18 protein-coding genes are annotated in these 22,092 nt (G+C 32.1%); 5 read left to right on the top strand and 13 right to left on the bottom strand.

The genetic code is table 11. The annotated features are described in order from the left end of the window. Positions 1 to 2: 2 nt before the first annotated feature. A complete protein-coding gene (gene cobN, locus AC6EIW_RS01705) occupies positions 3 to 3,785 on the top strand; it encodes a cobaltochelatase subunit CobN (RefSeq protein ID WP_498520900.1) in 3,783 nt (1,260 codons plus the stop codon). Here cobN and AC6EIW_RS01700 read toward each other — a convergent pair. The 4 genes from AC6EIW_RS01700 to AC6EIW_RS01685 form a co-directional block, all read right to left on the bottom strand. After that, positions 3,782 to 4,441 carry a PHP domain-containing protein gene (locus AC6EIW_RS01700; protein WP_498520899.1) on the bottom strand — a complete coding sequence of 220 codons (660 nt, stop codon included), beginning with the start codon at positions 4,439 to 4,441 and terminating at the stop codon, positions 3,782 to 3,784. The genes cobN and AC6EIW_RS01700 overlap by 4 nt on opposite strands. Before the next feature lie 10 nt (positions 4,442 to 4,451). Next, complete coding sequence (gene hemG / locus AC6EIW_RS01695) at positions 4,452 to 4,988, bottom strand: menaquinone-dependent protoporphyrinogen IX dehydrogenase (RefSeq protein ID WP_498520898.1); 537 nt, start codon at positions 4,986 to 4,988, stop codon at positions 4,452 to 4,454. Between the two features lie 136 nt (positions 4,989 to 5,124). Then, on the bottom strand, positions 5,125 to 7,047 hold the full coding sequence (gene uvrC / locus AC6EIW_RS01690) for an excinuclease ABC subunit UvrC (protein ID WP_498520897.1): 1,923 nt from the start codon (positions 7,045 to 7,047) through the stop codon (positions 5,125 to 5,127). 18 nt (positions 7,048 to 7,065) lie between these two features. Further along, positions 7,066 to 7,548, bottom strand: coding sequence for a flavin reductase family protein (locus AC6EIW_RS01685; protein ID WP_269605578.1), 483 nt, complete (start codon positions 7,546 to 7,548; stop codon positions 7,066 to 7,068). A 67-nt stretch (positions 7,549 to 7,615) separates the two neighbouring features. Between AC6EIW_RS01685 and coaD the strand changes: the two genes are divergently transcribed. Next, positions 7,616 to 8,092: a pantetheine-phosphate adenylyltransferase gene (gene coaD / locus AC6EIW_RS01680; RefSeq protein ID WP_498520896.1), complete on the top strand. Its 477-nt coding sequence runs from the start codon at positions 7,616 to 7,618 to the stop codon at positions 8,090 to 8,092. On the opposite strand, the gene AC6EIW_RS01675 is transcribed toward coaD, so the two are convergent. Genes AC6EIW_RS01675 through dapF form a run of 4 tightly spaced genes read right to left on the bottom strand, consistent with a single transcriptional unit; the run spans position 8,089 to position 12,008 of the window. Next, complete coding sequence (locus tag AC6EIW_RS01675; protein WP_498520895.1) at positions 8,089 to 9,324, bottom strand: D-alanyl-D-alanine carboxypeptidase; 1,236 nt, start codon at positions 9,322 to 9,324, stop codon at positions 8,089 to 8,091. The genes coaD and AC6EIW_RS01675 overlap by 4 nt on opposite strands. 4 nt (positions 9,325 to 9,328) lie before the next feature. Next, on the bottom strand, positions 9,329 to 9,952 hold the full coding sequence (locus AC6EIW_RS01670) for a DUF1995 family protein (RefSeq protein WP_498520894.1): 624 nt from the start codon (positions 9,950 to 9,952) through the stop codon (positions 9,329 to 9,331). Between the two features lie 7 nt (positions 9,953 to 9,959). Beyond that, positions 9,960 to 11,141, bottom strand: coding sequence for a cysteine desulfurase family protein (locus tag AC6EIW_RS01665; RefSeq protein ID WP_498520893.1), 1,182 nt, complete (start codon positions 11,139 to 11,141; stop codon positions 9,960 to 9,962). Positions 11,142 to 11,153: 12 nt separating this feature from the next. Then, a complete protein-coding gene (gene dapF / locus AC6EIW_RS01660) occupies positions 11,154 to 12,008 on the bottom strand; it encodes a diaminopimelate epimerase (protein WP_498520892.1) in 855 nt (284 codons plus the stop codon). A 135-nt stretch (positions 12,009 to 12,143) separates the two neighbouring features. Here dapF and leuS point away from each other — a divergent pair, with 135 nt between their 5' ends. Next, on the top strand, positions 12,144 to 14,732 hold the full coding sequence (gene leuS / locus AC6EIW_RS01655) for a leucine--tRNA ligase (RefSeq protein ID WP_498520891.1): 2,589 nt from the start codon (positions 12,144 to 12,146) through the stop codon (positions 14,730 to 14,732). A gap of 3 nt (positions 14,733 to 14,735) precedes the next feature. Here the strand turns inward: leuS and AC6EIW_RS01650 are convergent, their stop codons facing one another. Continuing rightward, positions 14,736 to 16,334, bottom strand: coding sequence for a glucose-6-phosphate isomerase (locus AC6EIW_RS01650; RefSeq protein WP_498520890.1), 1,599 nt, complete (start codon positions 16,332 to 16,334; stop codon positions 14,736 to 14,738). A gap of 286 nt (positions 16,335 to 16,620) precedes the next feature. On the opposite strand from AC6EIW_RS01650, the gene purN reads away from it, so the two are divergent. Continuing rightward, on the top strand, positions 16,621 to 17,319 hold the full coding sequence (gene purN, locus AC6EIW_RS01645) for a phosphoribosylglycinamide formyltransferase (protein ID WP_498520889.1): 699 nt from the start codon (positions 16,621 to 16,623) through the stop codon (positions 17,317 to 17,319). Here the strand turns inward: purN and argC are convergent. Next, complete coding sequence (argC, locus tag AC6EIW_RS01640) at positions 17,303 to 18,382, bottom strand: N-acetyl-gamma-glutamyl-phosphate reductase (protein ID WP_498520888.1); 1,080 nt, start codon at positions 18,380 to 18,382, stop codon at positions 17,303 to 17,305. The genes purN and argC overlap by 17 nt on opposite strands. Positions 18,383 to 18,469: 87 nt before the next feature. Between argC and ribBA the strand changes: the two genes are divergently transcribed. After that, positions 18,470 to 20,155, top strand: coding sequence for a bifunctional 3,4-dihydroxy-2-butanone-4-phosphate synthase/GTP cyclohydrolase II (gene ribBA, locus AC6EIW_RS01635; RefSeq protein ID WP_498520887.1), 1,686 nt, complete (start codon positions 18,470 to 18,472; stop codon positions 20,153 to 20,155). Between the two features lie 28 nt (positions 20,156 to 20,183). On the opposite strand, the gene AC6EIW_RS01630 is transcribed toward ribBA, so the two are convergent. From AC6EIW_RS01630 to AC6EIW_RS01620, 3 genes are all read right to left on the bottom strand, one after another. After that, positions 20,184 to 20,624, bottom strand: coding sequence for a peptidylprolyl isomerase (locus AC6EIW_RS01630; protein WP_498520886.1), 441 nt, complete (start codon positions 20,622 to 20,624; stop codon positions 20,184 to 20,186). A 91-nt stretch (positions 20,625 to 20,715) separates the two neighbouring features. Next, on the bottom strand, positions 20,716 to 21,648 hold the full coding sequence (gene murQ, locus AC6EIW_RS01625) for an N-acetylmuramic acid 6-phosphate etherase (RefSeq protein ID WP_498520885.1): 933 nt from the start codon (positions 21,646 to 21,648) through the stop codon (positions 20,716 to 20,718). Further along, positions 21,645 to 22,037, bottom strand: a complete 393-nt coding sequence (locus AC6EIW_RS01620; RefSeq protein WP_498462689.1) for a DUF3110 domain-containing protein — start codon at positions 22,035 to 22,037, stop codon at positions 21,645 to 21,647. Before AC6EIW_RS01620 ends, murQ begins: the two co-directional genes overlap by 4 nt. Between the last annotated feature and the right edge of the window lie 55 nt (positions 22,038 to 22,092).

The raw sequence follows: 22,092 nt of genomic DNA, 5'->3' as shown, positions 1-22,092 counted from the left end.
GAATGCATAGAATTTCCAGCCTTCAAGGGAATGAACCTCAAGAAGAAAATACATTTATCGAACAGCCATCAGCTCCAGTTGTCTTCCTAACTAGCGCTACATCTGATATAACCTGTTTATCATCAGTATTAAAGCTCCCTGTCAATAATAAGTGGAAAAATAAAATAAGAGCATTACCTATAGCTTATTTATCTTCAAATGCATCAATCGATCATTATATAGCTAATACATGTAATACAGCAGAAATTATTCTTGTTAGGTTTTTAGGGTCAAGATCATACTGGTCTTATGGCTTTGAACAATTAGGTTTATGGCAATTAGAGAAACCAAATAGACATCTGATAGTAGTCTCGGGAATTGAAAGTACAGCGAATGATGTTCAAGAAATTAGTAGCTTAAATCAAGAGAAAGTTGATTTAATTCAAACACTTTTAAATCAAGGAGGTATAAAAAACTATAATTATATGCTTCAAACCTTAGAGAAAATAATTGCTTATGAAGAAATTAATTTAAATTCAGATTTAATTGAATATAATAATGGGTTAATAAAATGGAAATGGAAAAATAATGGAAATCCATCTATTGCCGTATTTCTCTATAAATCATTATTACAATCGGGTAATACAGAGTTAGCTGATAAAATAAATGAGATATCTAATAAACATAACTTAAATGCCAAAATAATATGGATTACAAGTTTTAAATCTAAAGATATAGAGAATCAAATAATAAGAATATTAGAGAAAGAGAACATAAAAGCAATAATAACTACAACCTCATTTTCATCAGTTGAATATAAGCATGATGATGTGAAAAAAAACTTGTGGGATAGATTAGATATACCTATATATCAATTACTAATATCTAGCTCTTCAATTACTGAGTGGAAAGAATCTACAGTAGGTCTTAACCCCATTGACTTATCAATTCAAGTTGTTTTACCAGAAGTGGATGGACGAATATGTACAATTCCAGTTGCATTTAAAAACCTTACTTATACAGATAAAGAATTATCAATTGCTGTATATAAAACAGAGCCATATGATAAACATATTGAATGGTGCATAAAATATATAAAAAATCTAACTTATCTACAACAAACTAATAATTCAAATAAAAAAATAGCTCTCGTGATAGCAAACTACCCGGTAAAAGACTCAAGAATTGCTAATGGAGTTGGTTTAGATACACCCGAAAGCCTATTAAATATTTTGAACTGGCTTAAAGACGAGGGATATAATCTAGGAAATGAAGATATTCCTGATAATAGTAAAGAATTAATTAACCTTCTATTAAGTTATAGGACAAATTCTGAAGAGACAATCGCAAATGAACCTCAATCATATTTAAATATACAAGATTATTTAATTTATTGGAAAGAACTCGAATCTAACGTTAAAGAAAAGATATCAAATCGATGGGGAGACCCAACTGATTCTTTTCAATTAGAAAAGTCTGGATTTCCTATTAATGGAATAAACTTTGGAAATATAACAGTCTTAATTCAATCAAATAGGGGCTATGAGAGCGATAATTTATCAGATTTACACTCGCCCGACTTACCTCCTACACATAAATATATTGCACAATATTGTTGGCTATATAATATATTTGAAGCGAATGCAATTGTACATCTGGGTAAACATGGAAGTTTGGAATGGTTACCAGGAAAAGGGGTTGGTTTAGGTCATAATTGTTTCCCATTTATTCTTTGCCCTCCTATTCCAAATATATATCCGTTTATTGTAAATGATCCTGGCGAAGGCTCTCAAGCAAAAAGAAGAACACATGCAATCATTATAGATCACTTAACTCCACCACTATCTCATGCCGGTAGTTATAATGACCTGCTAATAATTGAAAATTTAATTGATGAATATTATGAATCTAAATTAATTAACGATAATAGAAATGAATTATTAGAAAAAAAGATATTAGATCTTTTAATTAAAAATTCATGGCCAGGTATTGAATCAAATAAATTAAAAGAAGAAAAAGATAAATTAATTATACAAGATCTAATAGATAATGCAGAGAGTTATTTATGTGAAATTAAGAATTCTCAGATAAGAACTGGTCTTCATGTTTTTGGAGTTAATAATAGTATAGATAAATTATTAGAATTAACACTCACAATTTCTAATGTACCTACAGGAAATATTCTCGGTCTTACACAAGGTTTAGCAGAAGATTTAGGTTTTACGTTAGACCCTTGGAGTGACGAAGAGAGTAAAAACTTAAACCAAGTTGACATTGATTTATTTAAAGACTATACAGATATTAATGCAAGGAAAGTCGGTAAAGTAGTTGACTGGCTGAATGATATCGGGAAATATATAATAGAGTTTCATTGTTTTAAAAAACTTAATTACAAGAATAAATCAAAAAAGAAGATTAAACTTGATAGTAAAATTTTAAATTACCTAGATCATGAAAAACCAAATATTTTTATAAATCATTTACTACATAATATTTTACCGAAACTATTAAATAGTTCAGCTAACGAAAAATCAAATTTTCTCAAGGCTTTAGGCGGTAAAAGAATTCCTAGCGGTCCTTCTGGGGCTCCTACAAGAGGGAAATTAGAAGTTTTACCCACAGGCAAGAATTTCTTTTCGGTTGATATAAGAGCAATACCAACTGAAACAGCTTGGGACTTAGGGAAAAGAAGTGCTGAACAAATAATGGAACTTTACCTTCAAGAAAATGGTGAACATCTTTCACACCTTGCTATTTCAATTTGGGGTACTTCAACAATGAGAAATGGTGGAGAAGATATTTGTCAGCTTTTTGCTCTCATGGGTTTAAGGCCAATATGGGACGGTACTTTAAGAAGAGTAGTTGACGTTGAGGTCATTCCCCTGAGTGTATTGAACAGACCAAGGGTAGACGTAACATTAAGAATTTCTGGTTTATTCAGGGATGCATTTCCGCAGATAATTGAATTGATTAGAAGAGGTCAAAATCTTATTGGAAATTTAAAAGAATCCTCTTCTAATAATCCACTTGCTGAGTCATATAGAAATGGGAATACAAAATCAAGAATATATGGATCTGCCCCAGGATCATACGGAGCAGGATTACAAGAAATAATCAATAGTGGATCTTGGGAGAATCAATCAGAACTCGCTGATGCTTTTATCGAATGGAGTAAATGGAGATATGAAGGTTCAAATAAAATCATAAAAGATAAAGATGGATTAGAAAGTAATTTATCAAAGGTAAAAGTAGTACTTCATAGTCAGGACAATAGAGAACACGACATACTTGATTCAGATGATTACTATCAATTTCAGGGTGGATTAATTTCCGCGATTAAAAAAACTAGTGGAACAAATCCTCAAGCCTATTTTGCAGATAATTCAAAGTATCAACGTCCAAGAATTCATAAACTCTCAAAAGAAATTGATAAAGTCGTTCGTAGCAGATTATTAAACCCTAAATGGATAGAGGGGATTAAAGAACATGGATATAAAGGAGCTTTTGAAATGTCAGCTAGCCTTGACTATTTATTCTCTTATGATGCAACCACAAACTTAGTTCCTAATTGGTGTTATCAATCTATAGTGAATAATTGGTTAATGAATAATAATACGAAAAATTTTATTAGTGAAAACAATCCTTGGGCTTTAAGAGATATCGCTGAAAGATTACTAGAAGCATCTAACAGAAAACTTTGGACAAATGCAACTATTGAAGAAATATCATCTATAAAAAAATTACTATCAGATATAGATAGTAAAATTGAAAACTTTACTTCTAATAATAATTTAAAAATTATTTAACGCCTAAGAAGAGATAGTCCGTGGCTATCGGTACCACAAGTTGATAATAATGAATAAGAGTTTGCGCAATCAAATATTTTATCGCATATAAATTCCGATGGGATCCAATTATGTGCTCTTTCATAGTTATACCAAGTTTCAACAGCATCAAAATTTAGTTTTGATGCCTCTTTAATCAGTAGATCAAATGGAAGCTTATATCTAGCAGGATGAGCCAATACAGTAATTCCATTAGCTTTATGAATCGAATCAACTACAGTAGAAGCTAATAATTCATCGCCAATAGCAGAATTATGGTCAACATAAGGTAATAAGTATTTTGATTTATGATCAAAACCAAGCCCTAAAACATGAACTAAACACCCCTTTAATAGACACGTAATTTCAATTCCAGTCCAAAGTTTAGGAAAATTTGATCTATCTTTATATATAGCGTCAATAGATTTACTTAATTCAACATATGCATCAACTGAATGATGATCTGTAATTGCATAATGTTCAATATTTAGTTCAATTGCTTGTTTATAAATTTCTATAGCAGTCAAACTTCCATCACTATATGTTGAATGCATATGAAAGTTGATTGACTTTGGACAACTATATTTAGTAATTGATTTAATTATTCTAATTAACTTATGATTATCAAAATTAGACATATTAATTAAATCAGAATTTGGATACTGATTCAATTAATTCATCAACCTTTTTGAAATCTGTTAATTCATAAACTTGTGAGATATCCTTAGGTCCATTTGTAATAACCATTATGAATAATATTGCTAATTTATTTGCACAATCAAGGCTAGGATAATCTAGCCTGCCAGCAAAAACTCCTTTGATGGTTGGTTCCCATTGTACTTTTTTAAGAAATTTTATAATATAGGGATTAGTTTCTGGTGTATTTTTTTCGGGTTTCCGGGCAGTGAGATTTAATGAAAAGAAGGCAGTCTTTTTTTTCTTTAATGTTTCTTTATTAGTATTAATAAACTCATAAACATTTTTTCGATGATAACCATATCTTACACTTGCACCAAGAACGATTGCGCTAAAATCATTCAAATTAAATTTAGCGGATTCCTCAAGAGAAGAAATTGTTATCTCCTTATCTTTATTAAGTTTTTCTGACATATATTCACATATGTGTTTTGTATGTCCGTCAACGGTTGAATATAAAATTAAAAGTTTAGACTTTTCTTCAGCCACAGTTAGTTTTTTTGATACTTGCTTATATTTTACTTCTAATTTTCAATAAAAACCTAAATTATCAATTTCTATGAATTATTGATAGTTATATCAATAATTATTAACCATCTCTGATTCGTTATAATTTATAAATCAATTAATCATTTTTCTCTGGATGAAAATATTTTCGGATAACACCCGCAGTAGATGATCCTAAGCCTGGTGTTGATGTGAGCTCGGAAAGAGATGCCATTTGGATAGCCTCAATTGATCTAAAATGCTCCAATAATAATTTAATTCTTTGTGGTCCCAATCCAGGAATCTCATTTAATTGAGAGCGTTTCATACGTTGGCTTCTTTTTTGTCTGTGAAAGGTAATTGCAAACCTATGAGCTTCATCTCTAAGTCTTCTTAACAAAAGCATTCCTGGCTGATTGGGGTCAGTGTCTAATGATTGTTTAACATTTGGAATAAATATCTCTTCATTCTTCTTAGCTAAAGATATAAGATTTATATTTTGATCAAGATTCAATTCCTCTAAAGCCTTTAATACCGAACTTAATTGCCCTTTGCCTCCATCTATTACGACTAAATCAGGCCAGTCATTTAAGTTATACTTATCTAAAACACTAGATTCATTCATTGATAGCTCATTCATATCGCCACCTTCTTCTTTATAACGAGCCCATCTTCTAAATCTCCTAGTAATAACTTCAGCCATTGATTCGAAATCGTCACTATGTCCAAGTTTTATATTTGTACTTTTAATTTTATATTTCCTGTAATGTTGTCTAGCTGCAATACCATCAATAAATACAACCTGAGAAGCTACAGCATCACTACCTTGAATATGACTAATATCGTAACATTCAATTCTTTTTGGAATTTTTATTAGCTCAAGAATATTGGTTAAATCGTCTAGCTCAACTAGATTTTTATCATGAGATTGTTTGATTCTTTGCAACTCCATATTTGCATTCTTTTCTACTAATTTTATAATTTCAGCTTTCTTAGATCTTTTTGGGATTTTAATATTAACTTTTTGTTTTTTTAATTCACTTAACCAGTCTGATATTAATTCTGTATTTTGTAATTGATGTTGAACTAATATTTCTGAAGGTATCTCTACCGGATCAACATTTGAGTAATGATTTTCTACAACTTTTTGAAGTATTTGAGAGGTACTTAGATTATTAGTATCTGAGAAATAGCCAAGTCTTCCTATTAATTTTCCAGAACGCATTTGAAAAATTTGAATAGAACATACATTTTCCTCTGATGCCAATGCGATAATATCTCTGCATACTGATGAATCAGGAATAATCATCTTTTGAGATTCATACAATCTATCTAAACCTTTTAATTGATCTCTGACAGATCCAGCTTCTTCAAACTTCAATGAATCTGAAAAAGAATGCATCTGTTTTTCTAATAATAATCTCAATTCTTCGGTTCTCCCTTGAAATATCATTTCAACTCGTTTTAGTGTATTTTTATAATCTTCTGAACTTATTTCTTCTTGACAAACGCCTGGACATCTTCCAATTGAATAGTTAAGACACGTTCTATCTTTGTAAAGCGGTATTCTTCTTTGTCTAAGAGGAAACAGTTTTTTTATACTAAATAAGGTCTGTCTAAGTAAATAAACATCAACGTATGGACCATAATATTTATCTTTTTTCTGTCTTTCCCGTCTTTTCCTAGTTAAAAAGATTCTTGGATATTTATCACCCCAGGTTATACAAATATAGGGATATTTCTTATCATCTTTTAATAGAACATTAAAATAGGGTTGATTAGATTTTATTAAATTTGACTCTAGAGTTAAGGCTTCACTTTCGGTATCAGTAACTATCAACTCAATATCTACAACTTGCCGAACCATTAAAGAGATTCTTGGACTCAATTCATCACTGGCTCGAAAATAACTTCTAACTCTATTTCTTAACTTTTTTGACTTACCAACATATAACAATCTATCTTCACGATCTTTCATCAAATAACATCCAGGATCGTTTGGTATATCCTTCAAAAAATTCGATAGTCTTGACTTGTCCTTAATTAACGGCGTTAATTCCACCGATCATGTCCCGTTAAATTAGCCGCCATAGTTCCAACCTGTACTCGCTAAATTTAAGGCTGATCCATCTTTATTCAATACTGCACTTTTTACTTCAGCGACAAAGACTGTATGGTCGCCGTGTTCAACCCCTGAAATAACTTCACATTCAACACCCCCTATTACATCTTCGATTAAAGGCATACCAAATTCACCATAAGTGAATTTACATGCTTCAAATCGTCCACCTAATCCTTTTTGTGGCTTAAAGAACACAGCGGCTAGATCTTTTTGATCTTCTCTCAAAACATTGAGAGAAAACATCTTCGTTCTTTGAATAATTCCATGACTAGATCCATCGGCGCGAACAGCCATTACAACTAAAGGAGGCGTAAATGAACCTTGGGTTACCCAGCTAGCAGTAAAACCATTTATTTCATCTCCTTCTCTTACCGCACATATAAATAATCCATGAGGGATTTTGCGCAAGAGAACTTTTTTGGCATCCTGATTAAGAGTCATGCGCTTTGATAGGTTTATAGATATGAGATTCTAAGAAAGAAATGGACTTTTTTAAAGTTAAAAAACCATGAAGGCGCTTTATCCCGGTAGTTTCGACCCTTTAACCTTTGGGCACCTTGATCTAATTCAAAGAGGAAGTGATTTATTTGGAGAAGTAATCATTGCGGTTTTGGAAAATCCCTCAAAAAAGGCAACATTCTCCTGCGAGAGAAGAATAGAGCAAATTAATAATGCCACCAAAGATATACCAGGTTGTAGAACAATAGCTTTTAAAGGTCTAACTGTGGATTGTGCTAGTGAACATAAAGCGGACCTTATTTTAAGAGGCTTAAGAGCCATGAGTGATTTTGAATATGAACTACAGGTTGCTCATACAAATAGGTCATTAAATAATCAATACGAAACAATTTTTCTTGCGACAGAAACACATCATAGTTTTTTAAGTAGTTCTGTAGTCAAAGAAGTTGCAAGATTTGGTGGCGAGATTCGCCACATGGTTCCTGAGTTTATAGCCAAAGATCTGATTGCACTAAATACTAATTAACTACAATTATTAGTATTATCTACTATTGATAATATTTTCATTATATGTTTTGTTGAATCATCCATATTGTTAACTATAATACTAAAAATTTTGCCCTCACCCAAAATAATACCAGAAACGGATCTAACGTTATTAAGTCTTCCAGATTTAGCTAGAATTCTACCCTTAAGGCTTACTGGAGCACTTACATTAGATAATGAGCCCCTAACACCTAAAATTGAAAAAGACGAGAAATAATATTCAGAAAATCTATTAAGCTTCATTCTTCTCAAAAACTGAGATAAACCATAAGTAGTGACTCTATTATTTCTTGATAAACCACTGGCATCTGCAAAAATAAAATTATCTGAATTAAAGTTTTGATCATTTATCCAGTTACTGTATTTTATATTAGGAAAATCATGAGACCAGTTATTTAAAGCATGCCTGAAAATAACCTCAGCAGTAAAATTATGGCTCTCAGAATTAACAAGATTTAGTAAAACAAATAAAGGAGCAGAATTGATAACATTAATCGTTGAAATAAATTCTATAGGATGATTCTCATTTACAACTTTTACAAAATAATTTTTAGATAAGTTCTTTTTTCTTAAAGCTGTCTCTACCTCATAGATAAAATTATCAATAGGATTATTTAAAGAGTTAATACTTGAATTACTAGCTATTGAATACTTAGTAATAGGAGCTCCATATTCTTCATTTCTATCTGCATATGACCAGCTAGAAGGCCACCAATTAACAGCATTACTACTTTTAATAATTATTGGATATTTTAAATTAGGATTATAAAGAAAATTATTAAGACCATTAATTAGCTCCTCTAAATGACTTTTCTCAAAATCAGGATCGCCAGATGCCTCAATAAAGAGGCTACCATCATTTGTCTCTTTTAAAGATGTATTAAGAGTATAATTAGGTCCTAAGATATCTAATGAGAAAGCACTTGAAAGAATTTTCTGATTAGAAGCAGGTATTCTAGGTACTTTGCTATTGATATCTACAATAAAATCGCCAGATTCGTCTAAAACACTAACGCTTATTTTAGAATTAAAGTTATATGTATAATCCGTCAACTTCTTTTGCAAAGGCTCACATATATTAATCTTTTCAGGGGTTATAGAATTAATATTTACCCTTTGTTTTAAGTATAAAAATAATGAAATTATATTGCCATTAATTATATTTGCTGATATAAAAATTAAGCTGCCATATAAACAAAACTTTTTAATCATACAATTATAAATTAAGGATTATAGTTTCATCGTCAGGACGCTTATCGAATGATTTTACGAAAGAATAGCCATTAGAGTTTAATTTAAAAAGCTCCCAATTATTAGGGAATCTTTTTAATAATGCTCCCATAGATAATGGTTGAACAAAATAAAGGACTTTCCATTTTTCAGCAAATCTTTTTCTCATTTCCCTACCTACACTTCCAATTCCTACAATGGGATCTTCCAATTTACCATTTATCATAATGACGGTTGAATTTGTATGGGAACATACCTGCTCAAACATCTCAATATCATATGGTTGAGGGGAACAGACTATTAATACTGAATTCAAATAATCTGTAGAATTATTAAACTCTTTAAATGTAAAAATCTTATTTGCCAAGTCAGGGTTATCCCTTTTAGCTAGAGCGGCTCCACCAGCATCGGCCCACAATAAAATATTATCGAATTTAAATTCAGATAGTTTTTTGGATAAACGAAAAATTATTGGATTGATTCTTAACCCTTCAAATTTTAGGTTAATAGAAAGAAAAGATTGTTCAGAATTACTTAAGAAATAACTTTGAATTGATTCATATATATTTGATTCTGCTTCTCTAAGATCTGAGGGTAGCTTATTGTTCATTTGATAATCATTGCTTTTCGAGTTCTAAAGATTGCAATGATTCATATATTATATTTGAAACTGAATTAATATCATCATTTGAAATCCATGGACCAATAGTTATTCTTAATCCAGATTCTTGAAGTGATTTATCAACATTAATTGCTACCAATATGGGATTTGGTCCTTGACTAGATGAGGAGCAAGCACTACCACTACTTGTATAAACACCATGTTGTGACAATAATCGAACCATTTCTCTACCTTTAATAGGTATCATTGATTTTGTATGACAGAGAAATGAAATATTATTCGGTAGTCGTTCCTTATGTGGACCAATAAAAGTAAGTTGTTTATTCTTAACCAGATTTTTTTTTAACAACTTAGTCATTTTGGAAACATTATTCTCAGGGAATAATGTTTGATTAGCATTAACCTCTATGTATTCATTTAGCAGGTCAATTGCTGTCGCGAACCCTGCAATCAGAGGAACCGATTCAGTGCCAGATCTTATCGAGCCATTCTTAAATCCATAGGAAGGATCATTTATCAATAAATCTCGAACCCCTTTTCGCAACATTAATAATCCAATGCCTTTTGGGCCTTGAAGTTTATGCGCAGAGGCACTGAGCAAATCAACATTTAAATTACTCCAATTAATAAGACCACTAGGGAGGACCTGTGTCGCATCAGTATGAAAAAGTATATTTCGTTTTTTACATTCCATTCCTATAAGATTTATGGGCTGAATGGACCCGATCTCACTTTGCCCCCAGATTATCGAAACAATTTTTGTCGGAGGAGATAACATTTCATCCAACAGATCTAAGTCAATAATTCCATAATTATCTACAGGCCAGTATTTAATATCCCAGCCATCAATACGCAATTGTTTTGCTATTAAGTTAATAGAAGGGTGTTCAACGCTACTTATAACAAGTCTTCCTTTATCAAGATTTTTAGTTACAGATTTAAGAGCAAGATAATTCGATTCAGTTGCTCCAGAAGTGAAAAAAATTTCGTCAGATGAAGCTTTTAATTTATTAGCTATTGATAATCTAGATCTTTCTAAAATATCTCTTGCAATAACCCCAACTTTATGAATACTTGATGGATTCCCCCAGCATTCAGATTGTATATCCTTCAATTTATTAATAACATCTATATGTGGCGGAGTAGTCGCTGATGCATCGAGATAAATATTATTCATATAGAAGAGTAATTAAATATCTATCTCTCCACTAAATACTTTTAAGGCTGGCCCCTGCATTAAAACTGGACCTGCTTGATTGGGCCATTCAATTTCTAACTTTCCACCTGGTAAATAGACATTAGCTTTATTTAAAGTTTTACCTAGATAAGCTGTTACTACAAGACATGCGCAAGCTCCAGTTCCACAAGCCAGTGTAGGACCACATCCTCTCTCCCATACTTTAACTTTAATATTTGATTTATCAATTAATTCTACAAAGTGCACATTGGTATAATGGGGAAATGCATTGTGTTTTTCAAGATATCTTCCCCAATCTTCGAATGGTATATTTTCAATTTTATCAACAAATACGATCATATGAGGATTCCCCATGCTAGCAGCATAAACATTTAAAGTTTGATCATTTATTGTAATCTTTCCATTGGGAATAGTTAAATTATTCATTAACAATTTAGTAGGTATATCTTTAGGAGAAAGGATAGGCTCCCCCATATTCACTTTGATATTTTTATTACCATCAATAGAGGTGATAATTAGACCAGCTTTAGTTTCAATTCGAATCTCAGACTTATCTTTAATTTCAAAGTTATCATTTAAGAAAGCAATCAAACATCTTATTCCATTGCCACACATTTCTGGCTCAGAGCCATCAGAATTAAATATCCTCATTCTCACAAAACATTTATTTTTAGACTCTAATACAAGAATAATTCCATCAGCTCCGATACCAAAATTTCTATTACATAGATGTTCAATAAAATTATCTTTATTTTCAGTAAACAAATTATCTAAGTTATTCCCACGAGCATCAAAGATAATAAAGTCGTTACCAAGTCCTTGATACTTTGAGAAATTATTTTTCATAATTTAATGATTCTTTTACTATGTTGTTAGTAAATTAAGCTTTGTTGGTAGTAATTTCAAAACTATTTGCATATTGGGCATCAATTTATGAGAACATTATCTGATTGGCAAATCAACTACTGAAGGAGATCTTCCTTGAATAATACTACTTCAGAGATTATTGACCAGCGTTACGAGCCAGGGAATGTAGAAGGGTATTGGCAAAAAGAGTGGGCTAAACAAGGGCTTTATAGAACAAAAACGGATGTAAACAAAAATAATACATTTTACGCTTTGTCGATGTTTCCATATCCTTCAGGTTCTTTACATATGGGGCATGTGAGAAATTATGTCATTACAGATGTACTGGCTAGATATAAAAGGATGCAAGGTTATAACGTTCTTCATCCTATGGGATGGGATGCATTCGGCCTACCGGCTGAAAATGCAGCAATAGAAAGACAAACAAGTCCATCTACCTGGACAAATAAAAATATTTCACAAATGAAAGACCAATTAGATCGACTTGGATTATCAATAGATTGGTCTAAAGAAGTTACTACTTGTAAAGAAGATTATTATAAATGGACTCAATATATATTTAATCAATTACATAAAAATAATCTGGCCTATCAAAAAAAAGCGACGGTAAATTGGGATCCAATTGATCAAACCGTGCTTGCTAATGAACAAGTAGATGCGGATGGTAAATCTTGGCGATCTGGAGCAAAAGTTGAGAAAAAAGAATTGAATCAGTGGTTTTTAAGAATTACAAGTTTTGCCGAAGATTTAAATAAGGATCTAGTTAAGCTTAATGACTGGCCAGAAAGAGTCAGGGTTATGCAAAAAAATTGGATTGGTAAATCAATTGGCGCGGAAATAACCTTTGATATAAAAAATCATGATCAAAAAATAACCGCATTTACTACAAGGATAGATACACTTTATGGAGTAAGTTATCTTGTCTTAGCATCAAATCATCCAATAATTGATCAATTAATAAGTGATAAAGATATTGATCAATTAAAAGAATTCAGAAAAAATCAAGAAAAGTTAAGTGATCTAGAACGTAATTCAGATAGTAGACAAAAACTTGGAATGTATTTAGGAAAAAATGCAGTCAATCCTGCAAATAATAAAGAGATCCCTATTTGGATTGGCGATTATGTGATTATGGAATATGGAACTGGAGCTGTCATGGGTGTTCCAGCACATGATAGTAGAGACTATCAGTTTGCTAAATCTTATGATTTACCAATTAATTATGTAATAAAACCCAACAATAATGAAGATGATAATTATTTAAATGCTGAGTATACAGATAAGGGAATAATGATAAATTCTGATATATTCAATGGGATTGAATCTGATATTGCAAAAGCAAAAATACTTGAATTAGGATCCAATGCCAATTGGGCAAAATCTAAAATTACTTATAAGTTAAGGGATTGGCTTATATCTAGACAAAGATACTGGGGTTGCCCAATCCCGATTATTAATTGTAAGAAGTGCGGTCAAGTAAGAGTCCCAGACAAAGATCTCCCTGTTTCTCTTCCTGTTGATATTAAATTAACTGGCAAAGGCAAGTCACCTTTAACTACTAAAACAGAATGGATAAATACTTGTTGTCCTAAATGTGGAATTGAAGCAAAAAGAGAAACTGATACAATGGACACATTTATGTGTTCATCATGGTACTTTCTTAGATATATAAATCCTGAGAATGAAAAAGATCCATTTGTAAAAAGCGAAATTGATAAATGGCTACCAGTTAAACAATACGTTGGTGGTATTGAACACGCAATCCTTCATTTACTTTATTCAAGGTTTTTAACCAAAGCTCTAAAAAGCTGTGGATTATTAAATATTGATGAACCCTTTAAGAAACTATTAACTCAGGGTATGGTCCAAGCTATTACTTTTAAAAATCCAAAAAATAATAAATATTTTTCAAAAGATCAAATCAAAGATATTAATGATCCTAAAGATCCAATTACCGGAGAAAATATTGAAATTATCTATGAAAAGATGTCAAAGTCTAAATATAATGGTGTGAACCCATCATTGGTCATTGATAAATACGGTGCTGACACAGCCAGAATGTTTATTCTTTTTAAGGCTCCTCCTGAAAAAGATTTAGAATGGGATGACTCTGATGTAGAGGGACAATATCGATTTATACAGAGACTCTGGAAATTTGTTATTAATACTTTAAAACTAACAAAGAGTAATTCAAGATTAAAAATCGAAAAAGAAAAGTCTAAAGATGATGAAGCTCTACGTTTAATTAATATTGCTATTAAAGAAATTACTGATGATCTGGACAATCTTCAATTTAATACAGCAATATCTGAACTTATGAAAGCTGTGAATGGGCTAAGTTCAATAGTTAATTACTGTAGTAATGAAACTCTAAATAATGTTATTTCAATATTAGTTAAAATAACCTCTCCATTTTCTCCTCATATTGCAGAGGAGCTATGGAAGGCAATCGGAAATACTCAAAGTATTCATCTTCAGTCATGGCCAAATTTCGATGCAGGCGCAATTGAACAAGATACTTTTAAACTTATGATTCAAATTAATGGAAAAGTTAGAGGATCAATCGATGCAAGTAAAAATCTATCTAAAGACGAATTAGGGGATATAGCTATTAAAAGTGAGGCCGCTCAAAAATGGATAGATGGAAATGAACCTAAGAGAATAATTGTTGTTCCGAATAAACTAGTGAATATAGTTATTTAGAAATCAATTTTTTGAAATAATTAATTGATCTGGATTTGATTGATTGCCATTCATTAAATAATGATCAGAATTTTCCGAAAGTTTCCTCAGAATTAAATAAATCGACTCAGTTGATTCAGTTGACAATGCATCATTAATTTGACTAACAGTTCTTTCCTCTCCATCATCCAAAAGCTCTTCGATTTCTTTTTGAAGATTAATTATGCTTGTAGCAGCTTTTTTTCCAGCTTCAACACCTGGTTGATTGTAAGCATTAACGTTAATCAATTCAGCATATAAACTTACTGATCGCTCAAATAAAGCAATTAAAGCCCCAAGACTTGATTCATCAAATGATTTAAATGTGATTGTCAAATTCTGTCTACCGCCTTCAGTCAATGCTGATCGAGTTCCTTGAAGAAAGCCTGACAAATAGTCTCCTGGTTGTTTATTTTTTACTTCTACTATCTCAGATGGATCCTGAAGAATCTCAATAAAATTAACAAAGAAATTATCAACACCATCTCTTAATTGCTGCACATATGCATGCTGATCTGTAGAACCTTTATTTCCATAAACTGCGATACCTTGATTAACTTGATTACCATCTCTATCTAACTTCTTCCCTAAAGATTCCATTACTAATTGTTGAAGATATCTACTGAAAACTTCTAACCTGTCTCTATATGGAAGTACAACCATATCTCTTAACCCCTTTCCATTTCCGGATTTGTACCAAGCTAAGGATAAAAGTCCTGCTGGATTATTTTTAATGTCTTTTTCTCTTGTTAGAGCATCCATTTGAGATGCACCATCTAAAAACTTATTTATGTCAGCGCCAATTAAGACGGCAGGCAATAATCCAACGGCACCAGTGATACTTGTCCTTCCACCAACCCAATCAGGTAAATCAAAAACATTTAACCAATTTTCATTTACTGCTAAATCATCTAACTTGCTACCTTTTGATGTAATTGCAACAGCTCGAGATGACCAAATCTGGTTGTTATCTTGGACAAACTTAATTGCTTGCTCCATTCCTATCAAAGGTTCAGGAGTGCCACCTGATTTACTAACAACTACAAACAAAGTTGATTCAATACTAGGTAGAATAGAATTTAATTTATGTGAAATCCCCTCGGGGTCAACATTGTCTAGAAAATGAAGATTCAATCCGATTGAGTCTCTCTTAAATGACTCTTTAATAAGTAAGGGACCCAAACCACTACCACCAATTCCTATCCAAAAAACATCAGTATATTTTTTTCCATCACTGTTAGTTATTTCACCATTTAATATTGATGTACCAAACTTTGATATATCTTCAATTTCTTTGGTAATAGAGTCTGAAATTTGTTGAGTTGGAGCAATCTTGGGATTTCGAAGCCAATAATGACCAACTTGTCTATCTTCGTCGATGTTGGCAATCGATCCATTCTCAAGACTTTCTAAAGAATCAAAAGCTTGGGAATAAATGTCCTTAAATTTTTCAAAATCGCTCTTCTCCACATCCATTCTGCTTATATCTAGCCAAAAACCTAATGAATCATCGCAAAATAAAAGATCGCAGTACCTTAACCATTTATCGTTGTTATTCAACTGGAAGATGTCAGTTATTGCCATTATTGATAAGAGAATACTCCTTAATGAGTTCTGTTAGCAGGTATTCTCAAATGAGAACCGCTAACCAAATTGATTTAATTTATATTAGTCAAGATTGGTTTTCAAGTGGCGAATGTTTAGTAATTGACAAATAGGAATAAACTAAGCTTGATAATTATTATTATTATCTAAGTTAGGGATATCTAAGTATTGATTTAGCTTTTATTACTATTAAATATGTCTTTATATTTTGATATTGTTTTTTTTTCTAAAAGTCATATATTAAGTTGTAAATAATCATTATTTGATGAAACAGTATAATAGAGAGTTTAGAGAGAACAATATGTCTTATGATTTAAATGAGCAGAGTATAATTAGTCCATTAGATAAATTAAACAATTCATTTGGTCAGAAGATAAGATTAGGTATCCTGGCGTCTGGGAATGGATCTAATTTTGAGTACATTATTAAATCAATACAAAATAAACAACTTAATGCGAAAATTTCTATATTAATCGTCAATAATCCTAATTGTTCAGCAATAAAAAAGGCAATCAAATACAAAATACCTTATGTAGTTTTAAATCATAGAGATTGTAATTCGAGATCAGAACACGACATGTTGGTTTTGAAAAAACTAGAGGAATTATCCGTAGAACTAGTTGTTATGGCTGGATGGATGAGAATTGTTGGCGAGGAAATAATTAATAGGTTTGAGAGACGACTGATTAATATACATCCATCACTTTTACCATCTTTCAAGGGCGTTGATGCAATACAACAAGCAATGGACAAAAGAGTAACTATTACCGGGTGCACTGTTCACTATGTTCAAAAGGAGGTTGATTCCGGGGCAATAATTATTCAAGCTGCAGTACCCATTAATGAAGAAGATAGTAAAGAGACTTTAAAAAAAAGAATTCAAGATATGGAACATATAATATTACCTTTAGCTATTGCAAAAGTAGCAATGGATATAAGAGCTAGTATCAAGGATAAAAAGTAATCTTGGGAAGACCAATATCTGATTCAAGTCCATGCATAATATTTAAATTTTGAATAGCTTGTCCAGCTTGACCTTTTAATAGATTATCAATAACACTCATAAGCACTATTCTTCCATTACGGTTATCAACTTCTACTGAAATCATAACTTTATTAGTATTTTTGACCCATTTAGTAGCTGGATATGTTCCGACAGGCAAAATATCAATGAATGGTTGATTTTTATAAAAAGCTTCGATTACAATTTTGCAATCTTCTGCCGTTAATCCAGGATCTCTTAATCGAGCATAAACAGTAGATAAAATCCCTCTAACCATTGGCACCAAATGAGGAGTAAATTGTAAATTCACTTCATGACCAGCAAATTGACTAGCGATCCTTTCTATCTCTGCTGTATGCCTGTGGCCAATGACTCCATAGGGCTTAATTGATTCAGAGCATTCTGACAATAAAAGTTGTTCACTTGGATTTCTTCCGCCCCCAGATGTACCAGATTTTGCATCAATAATAATTCCCTCACTTTCTATTAACCCTTGTTTTAAGAATGGAATAAGGACACTAAGAGATGAGGTTGGATAACAACCTGGACAGGCTATTAATCTAGATCTTGAGATTTCATTACTAAATTCTTCTGAAAAGCCATAAACAGCCTCCTCACATAATTCATAGTCATATCTTTGATATTTTGCAGCTTCTTTAGAATATACTTCCTTCCATTTATCTAATGATTTAAATCTATAATCAGCTGATAAATCAAGAACTTTAATACCATTTTCTAATAATGTAGGTGTTAGTTGTGATGACAAACCATTAGGCAGACTCAAAATTGCATAATCTGAGACTTGAGCGATTTCATCAACATTGCTTTTAGCAATGTCTTTATCTAACAAAAGTTTCATAAAGGGATTTATTTCATTCCAGCTTTTACCCGCCGAACGCTCTCCATTTAAAATTGATATCTCAAAGTTTGGATGTTCATTAATTAACTTGACGAGTTGAAGTCCTCCATATCCAGATGCTCCAATAATTGCGATCCTCCCAGTTTTCGATGTGCTAATGGCCATAACATCTAGGTTATTTCGTAGAATGATGAGATATTCATTTGAGAATAATTAGCAGAGAACCATTTCACCACAAACACGAGGAATAAGTTGAAATCAGAAGATTGCTATGAAATTGAATTTGATGAAATAGCGGATGCTCTTGCTGCTATTAGGAACGGTGAGTGTGTTGTTGTAGTTGATGATGAAAAAAGAGAAAACGAAGGTGATCTAATCTGTGCTGCACAATTTGCGACTCCTCAGCAAATAAATTTTATGGCAACAGAGGCTAGAGGTTTAATATGTCTAGCAATGCAAGGGGATCGATTAGACCAGTTAGATCTCCCACTAATGGTTGACAGAAATACCGATTCAAACCAAACAGCCTTCACTGTAAGCATTGATGCAGGTCCTGAATTTGGAGTATCAACTGGTATATCGGCTGAAGATAGAGCCAAGACAATTCAAGTTGCACTTAATAGTCAAACAAGACCAATAGATTTGAGAAGACCGGGGCATATTTTTCCATTAAGAGCAAAAATAGGTGGGGTATTAAAAAGAGCTGGACATACCGAAGCTGCAGTAGACTTATCCTTGTTAGCTGGCTTATCTCCTGCAGGAGTTATTTGTGAAATCCAAAATCAAGATGGATCAATGGCAAGACTGCCGGAATTAAAAACATATGCCAAGAAACGAAATTTAAAACTGATAAGTATTGCAGATTTAATTCATTACAGACTTGAAAATGAGAGATTTGTATATAGACAAGCGGTAGCTAAGCTACCAAGCCTATTTGGAGATTTCAAGGCTATAGGTTACAAGAATGAATTGGATGGATCAGAACATGTAGCAATAATAAAAGGAGAGCCAGAAAATTTAAAAGAGCCAGTATTGGTCCGTATGCATTCCGAGTGTCTTACTGGAGATGCTTTTGGCTCACTAAGGTGTGATTGCAGACCTCAATTAGAAGCTGCCTTATCAAGAATATCTGAAGAAGGAGAAGGAGTTGTTGTATATCTAAGGCAGGAAGGCAGGGGAATAGGCTTAGTTAACAAATTAAAAGCCTATAATTTGCAAGATGGAGGATTAGATACTGTTGAAGCTAATGAGAAGTTGGGTTTTCCTGCTGATCTGAGAAATTATGGGGTAGGTGCACAAATATTGACTGATTTAGGAATAAACAGGCTTAAGTTATTAACTAATAATCCAAGAAAAATTGCAGGACTTGGAGGTTACGGATTACAGGTTGAATCAAGAGTACCTCTGGTGATTTGTCCAGGAGATCATAATGCTGCTTATCTGGAGGTAAAAAGAGAAAAACTTGGTCACTTATTTGATAATAATATCAAGGCGAATTTAAGCAATGAAAGACAAAACATCGTCGTTTATTGGGATGGTAAGGTCAACAATGATGAATTAAAACATTTTGAAGATAAGGCAAATAAATGGTCAGAAAATCATTTTTTAAATATTTCTATTCAAAACTCTCAAAGGTTAGTAGCACTATGTAAAAACCCATTATTCATTTGGAATGTACGACATAGGGATATTAAAACTCATTTAGAAGGAAGCTTAATAGATAAAAGGTTATTGGAATTACTCCTTAAAGAACTAAGTAATTGGAAAAACACAGACAGAATTGGGATAATTAAAACTGACAATTATGAAAAACTTTTGCATCCCTCTTCAAACTTATTAATTGAAGAGAAGAAAATGAGTGAACTCTCAAGTTTTGAAAATTCACCATTGTTTGATTGGGATTTAAGAGATAAAACAAGTAATATTGAATGGTGCTAAATAAACGAATTAAGATTATATAGTCCTTCTATTTTAGAACACTTACGCTATTAATCTTTGTACCATTAGTTATGGATAGAAGAATTTTCATGTCATCTGTTTTACCAAAAACTGTATGTACTCCATCCAAATGAGGCTGGGGCGCATGAACTAAAAAGAATTGACTACCTCCAGTGTTTTTCCCTGCATGGGCCATAGAAAGAGATCCAGCTACGTGTTTATTTGAATTAATTTCACAATCAATGGAATAACCAGGCCCTCCTGTACCAGGCATCCCTTTTGCTCCTTCTCTAGTATTAGGACATCCGCCCTGAGCCATAAATCCATTAATTACCCTGTGAAAAGAAAGTCCATCATAAAAACCCTCTTTTACTAGCTTCAAAAAATTTTCTACAGTTTTTGGTGCATCATTATCAAATAGGTCAATAGTCAATTGGCCTTTATCTGTGTTCATCAATACTTTGGACATAGCTCAAATGATTTTTTTTTTATAGTAACTGCTTTTAAAATTAAATGCAGAATAATTATTATGTATGTCTAAATTTAAATTTTAAAATAATTCAATCACAACAAACTTTACTAAGTGCTGTTCTTAAGTTTCCCTGAGATTCATCAAGCATTTTCTTTGCATTAATAACATCCATGCCAGACAAAGCAATTAATAAAGATAGTTTTACTGATCCATTTGTTTTGTTTAATAATTCAAGGCCTTCTTCTTTATCAACTGAACCAATATCTAACAGAATACCTAGAGCTCTATCTAATAATTTATTATTAGTTACAGATAAATCAATCATCCTGTTGCCATAAACCTTACCTAATTGAATCATCACAGATGTAGAAATAATGTTTAGAGCCATCTTCGTTGCTGTTCCTGCTTTTAATCTTGTTGAGCCTGCAAGAATCTCTGGTCCCGTAATCAGTCTTATGTCAATATCAGTTGAAATAGCTGAATCACTTAAGGGAACAGATGAAATAGAAATTGATAGTGCATTTATGCTTTTAGAATAATTTAATGCGGCTAGAACATAAGGAGTACTTCCACTCGCAGTTATTCCAATTAAGACATCTTTATTAGAAAACTTTTTATCTTTGAGATCAAAAATAGCAGGCTGAGATAAATCTTCTAGAGATTCAGAACTTCTTGTTAGTGAGGGTTCACCCCCAGCAATTAATCCTTGAATAAGATCTGGTTCTGTACAAAAAGTCGGAGGACATTCAGATGCATCGAGAACACCCAATCTTCCGGATGTACCAGTGCCTATATAAAATAATCTTCCATTTGATTTTAGTCTTAAAGTAATTTCATCAATAGCTTTAACTATCTCTGGAATAGCTTTCTCAACTGCCTTTTGGGGCTCTTTATCAGCGGCGGAAAAAATATTGACTATTTCATAAGTCGATTTAGTATCTAAATCTAATGAAGACAAATTAATCTGCTCAGTTAATATTCGATAATTTTTATTATTTAAATTGTTATTTAAATTTCTCATAAGAGATTTTCTAATCTTTTTTTTATCTCTTCGAGTTGATCATTAGTTGACAACTTATCATCTGTTTTATCCTGATCCTTCCAATTTCCTACTTCTAAATTTGAAAGAGGTGGAGAAATCATTAAACGTTCCTCATCGTTACTTGGAATAAAACCTTTTTCGACATAACGAGCTTCATAACCTGCTTCAACACAAAAAGCCTCTATATCGATCTTCGTCAACAGTTCAACGGATGGTGTAGGAAAATCCTGAGCTTCTAAAAGGCCACAATATCTCTCAGCATCGTCTTTATCTTCGAACATAAGGATTACCGTTTTGCCTTTAAGCTCAAGGGAATGTATGCCCTCATTTTCAGTCCCCGCATCATATAAAAGGACATTAACTAACATAGGAATTAAACAATCAAATACATTATAAATAGATAAAATAAATACACAATATGTT

This window comes from Prochlorococcus sp. MIT2308 (assembly GCF_059772345.1).
This window is presented reverse-complemented; position numbering and strand designations above follow the sequence as displayed.